Genomic DNA, 15,691 nt, shown 5'->3' on the forward strand with positions numbered 1-15,691 from the left:
AAAATATTTGAGAAGAAGTTTGCCAAAGGATTGACAATTTTTTGTTTTTTTGGTATCTTTAGACTATGGTACAAACGTTAGTCTAAAGAGAAAAATGACAAGAAGGAGAGCTACCATGAATTTAGTAACGAATATTCAGAAGTATTCGATCCATGACGGAGATGGAATCCGTACTACTGTATTTTTTAAAGGATGTCCATTAAAGTGCGAGTGGTGTCACAACCCTGAGACACAGCGTTTTGAGAGAGAGCTTCAGTGTGATAAAGAAAAGTGCGTCGGATGTGGAACCTGTGCGAAGGTCTGTCCGAACGGTGCCATCACTATGGTAGATGGAAAGCCGGAGCTTGACAAAGAGAAATGCCAGCTTTGCGGAAAATGTGATAATTTCTGTCCGCAAGGCATTCGGGAGATTGTCGGGCAGGAGTATCCGGTAAAGGAACTGGTAAAAGAGCTGATGAAAGACCGGATGTTTTATGAACAGTCCGGCGGTGGAGTCACACTTTCCGGCGGGGAAGTGATGGTGATGTCAACGGATTATATTTTACAGATCGCGAAAGCACTTAAAAAAGAAGAAATTTCGCTTACCATTGACACCTGCGGATATGTTTCGTATGATAAATTTGAAGCAATTTTACCGTATGTAGATACGTTTTTATATGACGTAAAAGTGATGGATCCGGAATTACATAAAAAGTATATCGGAGTTGACAATAAGCTGATCCTGGATAACCTGGTGAAGCTTTCGGATGCAGGGGCAAGGATTTACATCCGAATCCCGACGATCAAAGAAGTGAACGGCAATGTGCAGAACATGGAAGATACCATTCATTTTCTGAAGAAACACGGCATTCATCCGGCACAGGTTAATCTGCTACCTTACCATAACACAGGAAGCAGTAAATATCCGAAGCTGGGTATGGAATACAAGGGAACTGATTTACATGCACCGGAAAAAGAAGAGATGGAAAGTTTTGTAAAGCTTTTTCAGGATGCAGGGTATACCAACACAAAAATAGGAGGATAAGAAAATGGCAAGAGGCATGAATGAAAGAATTCAGAAGCTGAGAGAACTGAGTGTTACAACACCGGTTCACATTGATCTCGAAAGAGCAAGAATCGAGACAGATTTTTACAGAAAAAATGATGGGAAATATTCGATTCCGGTTATGAGAGCCATGGTATTAAAAGAATATTTTTCAAAGAAGACACTTTATCTGGGAGACGGTGAGCTGATCGTTGGTGAAAAAGGAAAAGATCCACAGGCTTCTCCTACATTCCCGGAACTTTGCTGCCACAGCAAAGAAGATATGGTAGTTATGAGTGAACGTGACCTCGTATCTTTCCATACAACAGAAGAAGATCGTGAGATCCAGGAGAAGGAAATCATTCCTTACTGGTCAGGACGAAGCATGAGAGAGAAGATCCTTGCAGCTATGACTCCGGAATGGAATGACTGCTATTCAGCAGGTATGTTCACAGAGTTTATGGAGCAGAGAGGACCTGGACATACATGCGGTGGTGAACAGAACTTTAAAGTTGGATATCTGGAATACAAAGAAAAGATCAAAAAGACTATGGATGCGCTGGATTTCATGAATGATCCGGAAGCTACCGATAAAATGGAAGAACTCAAAGCGATGGATATTGCATGTGATGCGGTTATCATTCTTGGAGAAAGATATCACAAGCTTGCCCTTGAAATGGCAGAAAAAGAAGCAGATCCTACACGTAAGAAAGAATTAGAGCAGATCGCAGCCAACCTGGAAGTTGTTCCGGCTCACAAACCGCAGACCTTCTGGCAGGCAATCCAGTTATACTGGTTTACACATCTTGCGGTTACAACAGAACTGAACCCATGGGATGCATTCAGTCCGGGACGTCTGGATCAGCATCTGATTTCTTATTATGAAGCAGATACAGAAGCAGGAATCCTTGATGACGAGAAAGCAAAAGAACTGCTTGAATGCTTATGGATCAAATTCTACAACCAGCCGGCACCGGTTAAGGTTGGTATTACCTTAAAAGAAAGTGCTACTTATGTAGACTTTGCGAATATCAATACAGGTGGAGTTACACCAGATGGTAAAGACGGTGTAAACGCAGTCAGCTACCTGATCCTTGACTGTATGGATGAGATGAAGCTTGTACAGCCGAACTCTAATGTAACCATCAGCAAGAAAACACCGGCACGTTTCCTTAAGAGAGCATGCGAGATCTCAAGAAAAGGATGGGGACAGCCAGCATTCTACAATACAGAAGCCCAGATCATGGAACTTGTCAATGCAGGTAAATCTCTGGAAGATGCCCGTCGTGGTGGATCTTCAGGTTGTGTAGAGACAGGTGCATGGGGAAGTGAAGCATATATCCTGACCGGTTATATGAATATTCCGAAGATCTTCCAGCTGACTCTTTACAATGGATATGATGCAATGTCAGGAAAACAGCTTGGACTGAAGCTTGGATATGCAAAAGACTTCAAGACATTTGATGAGCTCTGGGATGCATTTAAGAAACAGATGAAGCATTTCATCGATATCAAGATCCGTGGAAACAACGTAATCGAGAGATTATATGCAGAAAATATGCCGGCACCGTGTCTTTCCGTTGTAACAAACGACTGCATCAGTAATGCAAAAGATTACAATGCAGGTGGAGCAAGATACAACACGAACTACATTCAGGGTGTTGGTATTGGAACCGTTACAGACTGTATTGCAGCTGTTAAATACAATGTATTTGACAAGAAGAACTTCACAATGGAAGAACTGATCGAAGCAATGGATCACAACTTTGAAGGATACGATGCAATCTACCGTATGGTTCATGACAAGACACCAAAATATGGTAACGATGATGACTACGCAGATGATCTGATGCAGGACGTATTTTATCTGTATCATGACCTGATCACAGGACGTCCGACTATGAGAGGCGGAAAGTACGGAGTCGATATGCTTCCTACAACCTGCCATGTTTACTTCGGAGATGTGATCGGAGCAACAGCTAACGGACGTAAAGCACATATCCCGGTTTCAGAAGGTATTTCACCGGAGAAATCCGCAGATGTGAACGGACCGACAGCAGTTATCAAATCATGTGCTAAGATGGATCATCTTGCTACAGCAGGAACACTTCTGAATCAGAAGTTCACACCGGACGTCGTAGCAGGAGAGAAAGGTCTTGACAATATGGCAAGTCTGATCCGCAGCTACTTTGCAATGGATGGACATCATGTACAGTTCAACGTTATCGACAGAAAGACTCTGCAGGAAGCGCAGAAGCATCCGGAAGATTACAGAGATTTGATCGTGCGTGTTGCAGGATACAGTGATTTCTTCCGTAACTTAAGCAAACCGCTTCAGGATGAGATCATCAACCGTACAGAGCAGTCATTCGAATAGAAAATAACCAGAGAAATTGAAAAAGGTTAAATAAAGGAAGAAGCAGGAGCGCCGCAATGCAGAGAGTAATCTGTGTGCGGTGCTTCTGTTATTTTTTGAACCGGGAAGAAAAATTTTGGTAAGAATATCGTGGATTCTGAGAGCTATTTGATGTACTATCAAGATAGAAAAGAGAGTGGGAGCAGAATGAAAATTACAGTAGGAAGGAGTAATGGATATGCAGATCAAGCAGGAGCGATTAAAGGAAAGGATAGAGCGGATCAATGAGATGAGCCGGGATGAGACAGGCGGTTATACACGTCTGGCGTTCGGCGAAAAAGAGACGAAAGCGCGGATGATGGCAAAAGAGATGATGCTGGAAGCAGGACTGGAGGTAGAAATCGATGCAGCTGGAAATCTTATGGGACGCCTGTATCCGGATAACTGGAATGAAAAGGAGCTGCATGGTGTGATCGCAACAGGTTCCCACATCGATACGGTACGAAATGGAGGAAAATTTGACGGATTACTCGGAAGCATAGCAGGGATTGAAGTGGCACAGTGCCTGAAAGAAAATCATGTAAAATTAAAAAGCCCGTTTGAAGTAATTCTTTTTACAGATGAAGAAGGTGCCAGATTTAATGCAGGTATGGTCGGAAGTAAGGTAATTGCCGGTCTTGGAATGGAACGACCGCTTAGTGAATATACAGACAATGAGGGCATCAGTGAAGAGGCGGCAATGCAAAAGTGCGGATATCATCCGGAAAAACTGGAAGAGGCAGTGCACGCAGATAAATATGAAAAATTTGTTGAACTTCATATTGAACAGGGAATTGTGCTGGAACAGGAAAGCAGGCAGATAGGGATTGTAACCGGGATCAAAGGTCCATACTGGATTGAAGGAAGCTTTGAGGGGGAAGCAAATCATGCAGGCGGCACACCGATGAATATGCGGAAAGATGCAATGACGGCTGCTGCAAATTATATTGCAGAAGTAGAAAAAATAGCATCCCGTCTGGGAGATATGTTTGTGGCAACAGTAGGAACACTCAAAGTACATCCGGGTGGAATCAATACGATTCCGGGAAGAGTAGACTATACGATCGACATCAGAGATACAGATATGGAGCGCAGGGCACAGGGAATCCGGGAAATAAAAGAAGCGGCAGTGAAAATTTCGGACAGATTTCATGTAGAGAGTACCCAGAAGTGTTTGAAAGATGCAAAGGCAGAGATGATGAATGAAGCAATCGTAGACACAATTGAAGATGTGTGCAAAAAGCGGGGATATACATATATGCGTATGCCAAGTGGTCCGTTTCATGATACCTTATCGATGGCACATATCTGCGATGTGGGAATGATTTTCGTGCCAAGTATCGGAGGCGTAAGTCATTCACCATATGAAGATACGGCATGGGAAGACATATTTGCAGGAGCGCAGGTGCTGGCAGATACTATGGAAAATCTTGTCGGTTAAGCTATCTGATCAGAGAAGCGAATCCGGAGGATAAAAGAAGCCAGCTCCTTTATGCAACAAAACGCTTAATGATGATGGAATCGGCATAGACTTAGAAATCAAAGATTTGGTTGCCTGCTCTGATGCTGTTAAGTATAAGAACATCAATAAGAGTCAGAAAGTAAAATCCAAGTACGAAGGGGGGAAGGACACATTGTCGTATGCAGAGTCAGGTGGTGGACAAGGCAGCAAAGGTGCACGGAACAACCAGGGTGGTCAGAAGAAAAAGAAGATAACAGAAAGAAAAATTTCCCGTATAGACGAAAGTTTATGTGGGAAATTTTATTGTAAAATGAAAAACAAAAATGAAAAACATTTTCAAATTCCATTGACATACAAAAATAATGTGATAAAATGAAAACGATTTCCAAATTGAAGGGAGAAGGTCAGTATGACAAAAGCACCATATAAAACAAAACAAATGACTGAGATTCTTACCTTTCTGAAATCGGTACAGGGAAGACATGTTACTGTGAATGAAATCTGTGATTTTTTCAGGGAAAAAGGGATTTCCGTCGGAACTACGACCATTTACCGCCAGCTTGAGAAGATGGTGAAAGAGGGACTGGTTGCAAAATATGTGATAGACGGTTCGAGCAGTGCCTGTTTTGAATATATCGGAGATCATGGGGAAGAACATGAAAACTGCTATCATTGTAAATGTGAGAAATGTGGAAAGCTGATCCATTTACAGTGCAATGAGGTAGAAATCTTAAAACAGCATATGCAGCAGCATCATGATTTTCAGATGGATCCGCATCGTACCGTGTTTTACGGAATCTGCGGTGAATGCAGTAAGAAAGAATAGATAAAATTTATTAACAGATGAAATCTGGGAAAGGAGAAGGAGATGGATACAGGAAAGAAAAAAAGTATGGCAGCGGTTATATGTATTTTTCTTATATTTGTAACCTTTGCTTCTCTTTTTTTTGTTGCCAGAGAGGAAAATCATAACTGTACGGGAAAGGACTGCCCAATCTGTGCCTGCGTTCATCAGGCAAAGCAGGTCCTTCGGAATCTGGGAACAACACCTGCAGTAGGATTTTTCGCCAGTCCGGTGATCTTTATCGCAGAAACTGTTGCTTTACCGGGGCTCTGGATCATTTTGTCCATTTCGTTAGTTCATCAAAAGGTAAGATTAAATGATTGAATAAAACTTTTTATAAAGCAGAAAGGGTATGAAAAGTCATACCTTTCCTTTGGTGTACCATTTTTTAATAAGTGTAGATAATGGAGGTTTTATTCATGAAAAAGTATATAGCAATTCTACTGGTCGCTGCGATGGCGACTCTGGGCATTTCTGCCTGCCGGAAGGAAAATTCCAATAAAGAAACAAAAGTTCAGAAAGATTCTGATATTAAAGTTGTGACAACCATTTTCCCGGAATATGACTGGGTACGTCAGATTGCGGGAGAAGAAGCGGATCAGATGGATATCACCATGCTTCTTGACAATGGTGTGGATCTGCACAGTTATCAGCCGACTGCAGAGGACATCATGAAAGTATCGGATTGTGATCTGTTCGTATATGTCGGCGGCGAATCGGATGCATGGGTGGATGATGCGTTAAAACAGGCGAAGAATAAAGATATGCAGGTGGTCAATCTGCTCGATGTACTTGGAAACAATGCGAAAGAGGAAGAAGTGATCGAAGGAATGGAGCCTGAAGAAGAGAAAGAAGGCGGAGAGGAAGAAGAACCGGAATATGATGAGCATGTATGGCTGTCTGTAAAAAATGCAGAAGTGCTGAGTAAGGCAATTGCAGACGCGCTGGAAAAAGCAGATCCGGATCATAAGGATATTTATCAGGAGAATGCATCTGCATACAGTGAAAAGCTGAAAGACCTGGATGCTAAGTACCAGGAAGTTGTTGATGGCGCGTCACAGAAAACACTGCTGTTTGGTGATCGTTTTCCATTCCGTTATCTGGTAGATGATTATGGATTAAACTATTATGCTGCATTTGTCGGATGCTCGGCAGAAAGTGAAGCAAGCTTTGATACAATTTCATTCCTGGCGAATAAAGTAGATGAGTTGGGACTAAAGGATATCATGGCGATTGAAAATTCCAATCAGAAAATTGCAAAGACGATCATTGAGAACACCAAAGAGAAAAATCAGAAGATCCTGACACTGGATACTATGCAGTCTACAACATCGGATGATGTGAAGAATGGCACAACCTACCTGTCAGTGATGGAAAAGAATCTTGAAGTATTAAAAGAAGCTTTGCAGTAGGAGGGAATATGGCACAAATTATATGTCGGGATCTGGCAATCGGATATGAAGGAAAAACAGTCGTGCAGAATATAAACCTTTCGGTAAAGAAAGGGGATTATCTGTGTGTGATCGGGGAAAATGGGGCTGGGAAATCTACTTTTATGAAGACTTTACTGGGACTTTTACCACCGGTGAGCGGGAAAATAGAATTCTATGATGGACTGAAGAAGAATGAAATCGGATATTTGCCACAGCAGACAGAGGTGCAAAAAGATTTTCCGGCATCCGTGAGAGAAATTGTTCTCTCCGGATGTCAGAATCACCTTGGCTTCTGGCCGTTTTACCGTACAAAAGAGAAAAAATACGCAGAAGAGATGATGAAAAAACTGCAGATCACTCATCTGTCAAAACGTTGCTACAGAGAATTGTCCGGAGGGCAACAGCAGAGAGTTCTGCTTGCAAGAGCACTTTGTGCGACCAGGAAAATTCTGCTTCTGGATGAACCGGTTTCCGGGCTGGATCCACAAATGACAGAAGAAATGTATCGGTTAATTGAGAAGATCAACCGGGAAGACAAGATAACGATCATTATGATATCACATGATATCCGTGGGGCAATGGAATATGCAAGTCATATCCTGCAGATTGGTCAGGAAGTTATTTTTGAATCGAAAGAAAATTATCTGCGAGCGCATACAAAGAGAAGAACTCTGGAAAATACAGGAGGGAAAAAATGATAGAAAAGCTGATATTTTATATGGGATATCCTTTTGTGCGGTATGCATTGATCGTTGGCGTACTGATCGCACTTTGTTCCTCCTTGCTTGGAGTGACACTGGTATTGAAAAGATTTTCGTTTATCGGAGACGGCTTATCCCATGTTGCATTTGGAGCGATGGCGGTGGCATCGGTTTTAAATATTACAAACAATATGCTGTTTATCCTTCCGGTAACGGTCGTATGTGCGATTTTATTATTACGGACAGGACAAAATACAAAAATAAAAGGAGATGCGGCGATTGCAATGATCTCAGTTGGAGCACTTGCAATCGGTTATCTGCTTATGAATGTATTTGCGACAGGTCCTAATCTTTCAGGAGATGTATGTACTACATTATTTGGATCTACTTCTATTTTGACATTGAAGATTGAACAGGTGTGGCTGTGTGTGGTATTGTCGGTTGTGGTTGTTGTGTTATTTATCGTATTTTATCATAAAATTTTCTGCGTAACCTTTGATGAAACGTTCGCAAAGGCAACAGGCATCCGGGCAGACCGTTATAATTTGCTGATCGCCGTGATCACAGCGCTGATCATCGTACTTGCAATGAACCTGGTAGGCTCGTTACTGATCTCGGCACTGGTCATCTTTCCAGCACTATCCGCGATGCGTATCTTTAAAACATTTTTCAGTGTAACGGTATGTTCGGTTGTATTATCTGTGTGCTGTGCGATCAGTGGGATGCTTTTGTCAATCCTGGCAGGAACACCGGTTGGTTCAACGATCGTGGCAGCCGATATTGTGGCCTTTTTGATCTGCTGCATGATCGAAAAAATCGCGGGAGGGAAATAAAGTGAAAAAATTACAGAAATGGCTGATATTGTTTGTGGGAATTCTTTTGATAACCGGATGCAGAGATAATGCAAGCAGCAACAAGAAAGTGAATAACGGGAAATCTGTTAATGATGTATTAGAGAAACAGACAAAAGCGGAAGAACAGAAGGAACAGACAGAGGAAAAGGACAAGAAAAAAGAAAGTACAGACACTTCAGAAAATACGGAGACAGAAGATGTAGATTATGATCTTACAGAAATGAACAGTGATATGGTTTACGCGACAGTTTACCAGATGATGATGGAACCGGAGCAGTATGAAGGAAAAACAATCCGGATCGACGGGAATTATTATATAAGTAAGGATGAAGCGACAGGGAATACCTATCATTTTTGCGTGATCAAAGATGCGCTGGCGTGCTGCGCGCAGGGACTGGAATTTGTCCGGAAAAATGAGGAAGAATTGTCGGATGAAGATTATCCGGAACAGGAAACAGAAATTATCGTTCAGGGAACGTTCGAGACATATAAAGAACCAAATGATGAGACTTTGTATTGCAGGATCACAGATGCGGATATGCAGATAAAAGAATAAGAAGAGAAAAGATGAATCATGAAGGAATACGGGAAAAAGATTAGCAGATATTTGATGAAAAACCAAAAAGGAAGATTTTATTGTGTGGCAGGTGTGTTGTATCTGCTGGCAATTTTGTTTGTCATGAATGATGCCTGGCTGTATCAGACACCGATCGTGAAAGTGACAAAAGTGGTGACAATTGTAGAAGGGAAAAGCAAAAGTACACGTGGAACAGAAGAAACGAAATATAAGCAGAGTCTTTATGGTAAGATCCTAAACGGAGAAGACAAAGGAAAAGAAGTCCGGATTGCCAATGAATACACAACAACAGAAATGGCTGACCAAAAATACCATAAAGGTGACCGGGTGTTTTATAAAGGATCATCGATCATTGGAGTAAAGCGGGATACGATGCTAGTTGTTATGCTTGGCTTCCTTGCACTTCTGCTCCTTGGGATTGCCGGACGGCAGGGCGGTTTGACGATCATAACAGCAATGATGAATATCCTGATTTTTGTGATCGGTTTCTGGACGGCGGATGACACATCGGAAATTCTAAGTGTATGTAGCAGACTGATCCTTTTTTTTGCAGTGGTAACGCTTGTTGGATTAAATGGAATCCACAGGAAAACTTTTGCCGCACTATTGACAACACTATGTGTCCTGCTTATGATCATGGGGATATTTGATCTTGTTATGCAGCATATGGAAGAACTGGATTATTCGACGATGGAATATCTGGGCAGTATTGATAATCCGGATGAAATTTTCCATGCAGAGATCCTGTTGTCAGGACTCGGTGCCATCATGGATGTGGCGGTTGCCATATCGGTGGCTTTAAGCGAGATTGTTGAGCAGAAACCGGAAGTAAAATTTGTGGAACTTTTCCGTTCGGGCAGAGAGATCGGATATGACATTATGGGAACAATGATCAATGTGCTGTTGTTTGTGTTTGGCTGCGGTCTGATCCCTACATGTTTGATCCGGATGAACAATGAGGTGCGTTTTGTTACCATTGTAAAATTGCATATTCCATGTGAATTATGCCGTTTCTTTGTAGAAAGTATCGGAATTGTACTGGCGATCCCAGTGTCTATTTTCATAACAGCAGTTATGATGAAACTATCTGTGAAAAAGAGGGAAAAAAGATGTTGATCATATTGGGACTGATTCTAATGATAGTAATAGTGCTTGTTGGAGGGGACAGAGGCGCCATGTCTCTGATCGCTCTGGCTGGAAATATTTTGTGCCTGAGTCTTGCAATCTGGCTTTATGCCGTCGGAGCACCCGTGTTTTTGGTTACTGCCGGTGCAGGAATTTTAATTTCCTGTATCACTTTGTTTTATCAAAATGGGACGAATATTAAAACCTGGAGTGCATTTCTTGCGGTTGCAATTACAATGTGTGTGTTATTTGCATTTATTTATCTGGTCGTATGGAAAAGTGGGGCGGGAGGCTTGAATGAGATCCAGGCAGCCGGAGAAGATGTTTTCTATTATAATATGAACCTGGATATCAGTATGCCCAAGGTTGCAACAGCCGTAATTGTACTCAGCACGTTAGGAGCTGTGATCGATATGGCACTGACAGTAACAACTTCCGTATATGAGGTGAAATGTCATAAACCGGATATCAAAATGAACAAACTGGTTCAAAGTGGAATGAAGATTGGAAAAGATGTGATCGGAACAACGGTTAATACGTTATTGTTTGCATATCTGGGAGAATCGCTGTTGTTATTCGCGTATTTGAGAATGCAGAATTACTCCATTGAGCTGTTGCTCAACTCCAAAATTCTTTTTCAGAACTGTATTTCCATGATTTTTGGAGCAATCTCCTGCACAATGATAATGCCGGTTTCAGCGGTTTTGGTCGCAAAAAACTGTGAGCTTTTTGATTGGATGGAAAATAGTAAATAGCAGGTTGACAGCAGGGAAATATCTGTGATAAACTTGTTTAAGATTAAACTGTTTACGAATGAACAATTTATTCGTGAACAGTTTTCTTTTTTTGAAGAAGCAAAAAGTGGAAGGAGGAAAGTCATTTGTGTGAAGGATGTGAAGAGCGAATCCACGTAGGACATCAGGTGCACCGGATAGACCGTTCGATTTCAAAACTGCTGGAAATGCGTGTAAAAGAAGAAGGACTGGATGAGATTGCCCTGATGCATGGCTGGATCTTACGCTATCTATATGAACATCAGGATAAGGAAATTTATCAGAAAGATATAGAAAAGTATTTTGGTATCTGCCGTTCAGCGGTAACAAATATTATCCAGACTCTGGAGAAAAAAGGGTACATTTGCCGTGCATCGGTTGCAAATGATGCGCGTCTGAAAAAAGTAATGCTGACAGAAAAAGGACGGGAAAACCATGAAAAACTGGGAGAAATTTTTCAGAAAATGGATGCGCAGTTGGAAGAAGGCATTACAGAAGAAGAATTACATGCATTTATGCATGTGATCGATAAAGTTTATTACAATATGGAAAAAATGAAAGGAGAGAATTCATGATTCGGACTTTATTAAAAGAAGTAAAAGAATATAAAGCGGCATCGATCGCAACACCGTTTTTTATGATTCTGGAAGTATTGTTTGAGACATTGATTCCATTTCTGATGGCATCTATTATCGATAAGGGTGTCAATACCGGAGATATTCACCATATTTACAAAGTTGGTGGAATTATGATCGTGGCTGCATTTTGTGGCCTGCTTGCCGGAATGGCAGGAGGACGATACGGAGCAAAGGCTTCGACCGGGTTCGCGAAGAATTTGAGAAATAAGATGTTCGATCAGATCCAGACCTATTCGTTTGCAAATATTGATCATTTCAGTACAGCAGGTCTGGTTACACGTCTGACAACAGATGTGACCAATGTGCAGAATGCGTACCAGATGATGCTGCGTATGATGATGAGAGCACCGGCAAGTATGATCTGTGCAATGGTGATGGCATTTATGATCAATGCCAGACTGGCAAGTATTTACCTTGTGGCAGTTGTGATCCTGGGAGTGATTCTCTTCTTTATCATTCGTCATGCAACGGCTTATTTCCAGCAGGCATTTCCAAAATATGATGCTTTAAATGCATCCGTTCAGGAAAATGTATCTGCGATCCGTGTAGTAAAAGCATATGTAAGAGAAGAACAGGAAACAAGTAAATTTCAGTATGCAAGTAAGAATATTTACGATATTTTTGTAAGAGCAGAGAAAAATGTTATATGGAACTCACCGATCATGATGTTCACTGTTTATACCTGCATCATCCTGATCAGCTGGTTTGGTGCAAAGATGATCGTAGTGAAATCGTTGACAACAGGAGAGTTGATGAGTCTTCTTGCATACTGTATGAACATTCTGATGAGTCTGATGATGCTGTCTATGGTATTTGTCATGATTTCCATGAGTATGGCAAGTATGCGGCGTATAGCAGAAGTACTGGGTGAAACCAGCGATATCCATAATCCGGAACATCCGCTTTATGAAGTGGAAGATGGAAGTATTTCATTTAAGAATGTAGATTTTGCTTACAAAAAAGACAGTGCAGAGAAAGTCCTGAAGAATATCAATCTGGACATCCATTCCGGTGAGACGATTGGCATTATTGGAGGAACCGGAAGTGCGAAGACGAGTCTGGTGAATCTGATCAGTCGTCTGTATGACGTGACAGGCGGAGAAATCCTGGTTGGCGGAAAGAATGTTAAGGATTATGATCTGGAAGTACTGAGAAACCAGGTATCTGTTGTATTGCAGAAAAATGTACTGTTTACCGGAAGTATTCTGGATAACCTGCGCTGGGGAAACAAAGAGGCGACCGACGAAGAATGTATGGAAGCATGTCGGCTTGCATGTGCAGATGAATTCATTGAGCGTTTCCCGGATAAATATAATACCCACATTGAGCAGGGAGGAAATAACGTATCCGGTGGTCAGAAGCAGAGACTGTGTATTGCAAGAGCACTGCTTAAGAAACCGAAGATCCTGATCCTGGATGACAGTACCAGTGCGGTAGATACTGCTACAGATGCGAAGATCCGCCGTGCATTCCGTGAAGAAATCCCGGATACAACAAAGCTGATCATTGCACAGCGTGTATCCAGTGTGCAGGATGCAGACCGTATCATCGTTATGGATGAAGGGCAGGTTCATGGATTTGGTACACACGAAGAATTGCTGAAGACCGATGAAATTTACCGCGAAGTATACGAATCGCAGACTCAGGGCGGAGGAGATTTTGATGAAAACGGAGGTGAAGCATAATGCCAAGACCGATGGGAAGACCACAGAATAAAGTGAAATATCCGGGGAAACTTTTGATGCGTCTGATAAACTACATTTTCCGTGATTATAAAGTTCATTGTATTGCAGTATTTATCCTTATATTTGTAGGAGTTATCGCAAATGTGCAGGGAACGATGTTTACAAGAGATCTGATCGACAAATATATTACACCGTTCTTGCTGTCTGACGGTACACCGAACTTTTCACCGCTTGCACATGCAATTGAAAGGGTTGCGGTATTTTACGGAATCGGAATCGTTGCGACTTACGCATATAACCGTATCATGATCAATGTGACACAGGGAATGATGATGAATATGCGTAATGAGCTGTTTGAACATATGGAAAAGCTGCCAATCAAATATTTTGATACCCATGCACATGGTGATATCATGTCAATTTACACGAACGATATCGATACCCTGCGGCAGATGGTCAGCCAGAGTATTCCGCAGATCATCAACAGCGGATTTACGATCATCAGTGTATTTGTCAGTATGTTGATCTTAAATATTCCACTTACGGTTGTGACGATGATCATGGTTGCAATTATGATATTTGGTACCAAGAAAGCCGCCGGACAGAGTGGGAAATATTTCCTGGAACAGCAGAAAAATCTTGGAAAAGTCAATGGTTATATTGAAGAAATGATGAATGGGCAGAAGGTTGTCAAGGTCTTCTGCCATGAGGAAGAAAGTAAGGCAGAATTTAAAGAGCTGAATGAGGCACTTTTTGTAAGCGCAGACCGTGCGAATACCTATGCAAACTACCTCGGACCTTTGAATGCGCAGATCGGAAATATCAGTTATGTAGTCTGTGCGATTGTCGGAGGTGCCCTTGCGCTGAATGGTGTGGGAGGATTTACACTGGGTGCACTGGCAAGCTTTCTGACATTCAATAAAAGCTTTAGTATGCCGATCAACCAGGTCAGCCAGCAGATGAATGCTATTGTAATGGCACTTGCAGGAGCAGAGCGTATCTTTACCCTTCTGGATGAGAAAGTGGAAGTAGATGACGGGTATGTGACTCTGGTCAATGTGAAAAAAGAAAATGGAAAACTTATAGAATGTAAGGAACATACCCGATGCTGGGCATGGAAGCATACACATCAGGCAGATGGTTCGGTAGATTATATTGAGCTTAAGGGAAATGTAGTATTTGATGGTGTGGATTTCGGGTACAATAATGATAAGATCGTGCTTCATGATGTGAAATTGTATGCAGAGCCAGGACAGAAAATTGCCTTTGTAGGTTCGACAGGAGCAGGAAAAACAACCATTACAAATCTGATCAACCGGTTTTATGATATTCAGGATGGAAAAATCCGCTACGATGGAATTAATATAAACAAGATTCGGAAAGCGGATCTGCGACGTTCCCTTGGAATTGTACTGCAGGATACACATCTGTTCACAGGAACGGTAAAAGAAAATATCCGTTTTGGAAAACTGGATGCAACAGATGAAGAAATCTTTGCAGCAGCAGAATTGGCAAATGCAGATGGATTTATCCGCAGACTTCCGGAAGGATATGATACGGTCATCACCGGGGATGGGGCAAACTTAAGCCAGGGACAGAGACAGCTTCTTGCAATTGCCAGAGCAGCAGTTGCAGATCCGCCGGTACTGATCCTGGATGAGGCTACAAGCTCTATTGATACGCGTACTGAACGTATTATTCAGGAAAGCATGGACAGACTGATGCATGGACGTACTACGTTTGTGATCGCACACCGTCTGTCTACGGTTCGGAATTCCGACTGTATCATGGTTCTGGAACAGGGACGCATTATCGAAAGAGGTACCCATGACCAACTGATTTCAGAAAAGGGAAAATATTATCAGTTGTACACCGGGAATGCAATTGCTGAATAAGATTCAAAAGACAGGATGTTACTGTTCACAGTACCTGTGACCAGCAACGCATCTCGCCATTTTAAATCGCCTTTGGCGATGGGCGAGATGCCGTTCAAGATAAAACGTGCATCCTCCGTGCCAATCAGCGTAGTGATTGACACGGGAGTGAACAGTAACAACAGGATTCAACAAAATTTACATAAATTAAAAAATACTATCAATTTTTTTGTGCATACGCTATACTTGTATATATAGCACTGCAAGTCCTTCCGAGCAGAGAAGTAAAATAGCAGTTCTATAAAA

Annotated in this window: 15 protein-coding genes; all 15 read left to right on the forward strand. The window is 41.9% G+C overall.

Going from position 1 to position 15,691, the window contains the following annotated elements; all coding sequences use genetic code 11:
* The first annotated feature begins 115 nt into the window (after positions 1-115).
* The 15 genes from PGQ33_RS06990 to PGQ33_RS07060 all read left to right on the forward strand — a co-directional run bounded on the left by PGQ33_RS06990 (position 116) and on the right by PGQ33_RS07060 (position 15,406).
* Positions 116-1,024: a trans-4-hydroxy-L-proline dehydratase activase gene (locus PGQ33_RS06990; protein WP_195250478.1), complete on the forward strand. Its 909-nt coding sequence runs from the start codon at positions 116-118 to the stop codon at positions 1,022-1,024.
* Positions 1,025-1,028: 4 nt separating this feature from the next.
* Complete coding sequence (gene hypD, locus PGQ33_RS06995; RefSeq protein ID WP_117835654.1) at positions 1,029-3,401, forward strand: trans-4-hydroxy-L-proline dehydratase; 2,373 nt, start codon at positions 1,029-1,031, stop codon at positions 3,399-3,401.
* A gap of 217 nt (positions 3,402-3,618) precedes the next feature.
* The gene (locus PGQ33_RS07000) at positions 3,619-4,860 is read left to right on the forward strand and encodes a M20 family metallo-hydrolase (protein ID WP_270205516.1); all 1,242 of its coding nucleotides are present in this window, start codon (positions 3,619-3,621) and stop codon (positions 4,858-4,860) included.
* Between the two features lie 193 nt (positions 4,861-5,053).
* Positions 5,054-5,257: a hypothetical protein gene (locus PGQ33_RS07005; protein ID WP_243187846.1), complete on the forward strand. Its 204-nt coding sequence runs from the start codon at positions 5,054-5,056 to the stop codon at positions 5,255-5,257.
* A gap of 33 nt (positions 5,258-5,290) precedes the next feature.
* On the forward strand, positions 5,291-5,707 hold the full coding sequence (locus tag PGQ33_RS07010; protein ID WP_270205517.1) for a Fur family transcriptional regulator: 417 nt from the start codon (positions 5,291-5,293) through the stop codon (positions 5,705-5,707).
* Between the two features lie 42 nt (positions 5,708-5,749).
* Positions 5,750-6,049, forward strand: a complete 300-nt coding sequence (locus tag PGQ33_RS07015) for a hypothetical protein (protein WP_270205518.1) — start codon at positions 5,750-5,752, stop codon at positions 6,047-6,049.
* A 95-nt stretch (positions 6,050-6,144) separates the two neighbouring features.
* On the forward strand, positions 6,145-7,137 hold the full coding sequence (locus tag PGQ33_RS07020; RefSeq protein WP_270205519.1) for a metal ABC transporter substrate-binding protein: 993 nt from the start codon (positions 6,145-6,147) through the stop codon (positions 7,135-7,137).
* A gap of 8 nt (positions 7,138-7,145) precedes the next feature.
* Positions 7,146-7,856 (forward strand): metal ABC transporter ATP-binding protein, encoded by a 711-nt coding sequence (locus PGQ33_RS07025; RefSeq protein WP_270205520.1) that lies wholly within the window; start codon positions 7,146-7,148, stop codon positions 7,854-7,856.
* Complete coding sequence (locus PGQ33_RS07030) at positions 7,853-8,692, forward strand: metal ABC transporter permease (RefSeq protein WP_117556992.1); 840 nt, start codon at positions 7,853-7,855, stop codon at positions 8,690-8,692. The genes PGQ33_RS07025 and PGQ33_RS07030 overlap by 4 nt, the downstream gene beginning before the upstream one ends.
* Position 8,693: 1 nt before the next feature.
* The gene (locus PGQ33_RS07035; protein ID WP_270205521.1) at positions 8,694-9,269 is read left to right on the forward strand and encodes a hypothetical protein; all 576 of its coding nucleotides are present in this window, start codon (positions 8,694-8,696) and stop codon (positions 9,267-9,269) included.
* 54 nt (positions 9,270-9,323) lie between these two features.
* A complete protein-coding gene (locus PGQ33_RS07040; protein WP_270205522.1) occupies positions 9,324-10,406 on the forward strand; it encodes a YibE/F family protein in 1,083 nt (360 codons plus the stop codon).
* Positions 10,400-11,170 carry a YibE/F family protein gene (locus PGQ33_RS07045; protein WP_270205523.1) on the forward strand — a complete coding sequence of 257 codons (771 nt, stop codon included), beginning with the start codon at positions 10,400-10,402 and terminating at the stop codon, positions 11,168-11,170. The genes PGQ33_RS07040 and PGQ33_RS07045 overlap by 7 nt, the downstream gene beginning before the upstream one ends.
* A 125-nt stretch (positions 11,171-11,295) precedes the next feature.
* On the forward strand, positions 11,296-11,763 hold the full coding sequence (locus PGQ33_RS07050; protein WP_022220303.1) for a MarR family winged helix-turn-helix transcriptional regulator: 468 nt from the start codon (positions 11,296-11,298) through the stop codon (positions 11,761-11,763).
* Positions 11,760-13,511 carry an ABC transporter ATP-binding protein gene (locus PGQ33_RS07055; protein ID WP_117835661.1) on the forward strand — a complete coding sequence of 584 codons (1,752 nt, stop codon included), beginning with the start codon at positions 11,760-11,762 and terminating at the stop codon, positions 13,509-13,511. The genes PGQ33_RS07050 and PGQ33_RS07055 overlap by 4 nt, the downstream gene beginning before the upstream one ends.
* A complete protein-coding gene (locus PGQ33_RS07060; protein WP_270205524.1) occupies positions 13,511-15,406 on the forward strand; it encodes an ABC transporter ATP-binding protein in 1,896 nt (631 codons plus the stop codon). The genes PGQ33_RS07055 and PGQ33_RS07060 overlap by 1 nt, the downstream gene beginning before the upstream one ends.
* Positions 15,407-15,691: the final 285 nt, after the last annotated feature.

Origin of the sequence: Coprococcus sp. AM100_B19A (genome assembly GCF_027662015.1) — a bacterium.
GTDB lineage: Bacteria > Bacillota > Clostridia > Lachnospirales > Lachnospiraceae > Allocoprococcus > Allocoprococcus comes.

Coding starts and splice junctions, on each gene's coding strand:
- PGQ33_RS07055 (WP_117835661.1), top strand. CDS start 11,760: ATGATTCGGACTTTATTAAAAGAAGTAAAAGAATATAAAGCGGCATCG.
- PGQ33_RS07000 (WP_270205516.1), top strand. CDS start 3,619: ATGCAGATCAAGCAGGAGCGATTAAAGGAAAGGATAGAGCGGATCAAT.
- PGQ33_RS07020 (WP_270205519.1), top strand. CDS start 6,145: ATGAAAAAGTATATAGCAATTCTACTGGTCGCTGCGATGGCGACTCTG.
- PGQ33_RS07045 (WP_270205523.1), top strand. CDS start 10,400: ATGTTGATCATATTGGGACTGATTCTAATGATAGTAATAGTGCTTGTT.
- hypD (WP_117835654.1), top strand. CDS start 1,029: ATGGCAAGAGGCATGAATGAAAGAATTCAGAAGCTGAGAGAACTGAGT.
- PGQ33_RS07015 (WP_270205518.1), top strand. CDS start 5,750: ATGGATACAGGAAAGAAAAAAAGTATGGCAGCGGTTATATGTATTTTT.
- PGQ33_RS06990 (WP_195250478.1), top strand. CDS start 116: ATGAATTTAGTAACGAATATTCAGAAGTATTCGATCCATGACGGAGAT.
- PGQ33_RS07025 (WP_270205520.1), top strand. CDS start 7,146: ATGGCACAAATTATATGTCGGGATCTGGCAATCGGATATGAAGGAAAA.
- PGQ33_RS07030 (WP_117556992.1), top strand. CDS start 7,853: ATGATAGAAAAGCTGATATTTTATATGGGATATCCTTTTGTGCGGTAT.
- PGQ33_RS07040 (WP_270205522.1), top strand. CDS start 9,324: ATGAAAAACCAAAAAGGAAGATTTTATTGTGTGGCAGGTGTGTTGTAT.
- PGQ33_RS07010 (WP_270205517.1), top strand. CDS start 5,291: ATGACAAAAGCACCATATAAAACAAAACAAATGACTGAGATTCTTACC.
- PGQ33_RS07060 (WP_270205524.1), top strand. CDS start 13,511: ATGCCAAGACCGATGGGAAGACCACAGAATAAAGTGAAATATCCGGGG.